Annotated in this window: 2 protein-coding genes; both read right to left on the bottom strand. The window is 62.0% G+C overall.

The features are described 5' to 3' along the window. The coding region (locus JQ575_RS44245; RefSeq protein WP_212039432.1) for a hypothetical protein at positions 1–863 on the bottom strand (863 nt) is incomplete at its 3' end. A 131-nt stretch (positions 864–994) separates the two neighbouring features. After that, on the bottom strand, positions 995–1,114 hold a 120-nt coding region (locus JQ575_RS44240), incomplete at its 5' end, for a flagellin (protein ID WP_212039434.1).

Below are 1,114 nucleotides of genomic sequence, written 5' to 3'. Positions count from 1 at the left end.
CCCGAGGTCAGCGAAGCGAGGCCAAGGCCCGCTGCGTTGAAGGTCACGCCCTTGATGTTCAGGGTGGACTTGCCGGTTTCGTTGAAGGTCAGCTTGAGATCGTCACCGTTCAGCAGGTTGATGCCGTTGAACGAGGCATCCTGAGAAGTCGTCGTGACCTGGGTGATGATGTCATTGTATTGCTTTACCAGGCTCGCGCGAATGGTCTGCGAAGCCGCGTCGGCAACCGGCGCACTGCCGGCGGCCCCAAAGGTCACGGTGCCACCGCCGGTGTTGGTGAACGTAACCGCACCGATCGTGGACGACGCCGTATCATTGGTGGTGCTGATGACGAGCTGGTTGGTGCTGTCGAGGCTGGCCGACAGATTGCTGGTCGCCAGCGCCGCATTCAAGTCAGCGAGCGACGTGGTGGCAGTGAAGGTGAAGTTGACTGCCGCATGGCCAGCGGTAGCCGCGATTTGCAGCTGGTCGGTGGCGTCGAGGACGGTGCCGTCAACGAGGTCGTCCGCGGTGCCGGCGAGCGCAGTCGAGCTCACTGTCGACTTGGTCGTATAACCGGCGGGAGCCTGCAGCACCTGGTTGGCGATCGACTTCGCGGTATCGACCAGCTTCTGCAGCGAGGTGATGCCGGTGTTGGCGGCCTGCAGAACCTGCACGCCGTTGCCAATGCTGTCGAGCAGGTTGTTGATGTCGCTGGCGCGGTTGTTGAGGCCCTGCGCGGTGAAGAAGTTGGTGGGGTTATCGAGCGCCGAATTGACCTTGTTGCCAGTCGCAAGGCGATTCTGGGTGGTCGACAGCAGGTCGGCGGTGGACTGGAGCGAGAGCAGGTTCTGGCGAACCGAAGCCGAGAGAACGATGGACATGTTTCAGACCTTTCTGGTGTGAAATGGGAGGACGGTCGTTGTCCCAATCTTTTTCGATCGGGGTTACTCAAGGGGTTTGTCAGTGGTCCGAAGCGGCGGGGTTTCCCCCGCCGCTCAAGATGTCGTCGAAATCAGCGCAGGAGCTGGAGCACGCTCTGCTGCGACTGGTTGGCGAGCGCCAGCGCGGACACCGCGATCGACTGGCGGGTCGACAGCGCCTGGCTGTTGGCCGCTTCCTCGTTGGTATCGGC

The organism is Bradyrhizobium sp. JYMT SZCCT0428 (genome assembly GCF_018131075.1).
Classification (GTDB): Bacteria; Pseudomonadota; Alphaproteobacteria; order Rhizobiales; family Xanthobacteraceae; genus Bradyrhizobium.
This window is presented reverse-complemented; position numbering and strand designations above follow the sequence as displayed.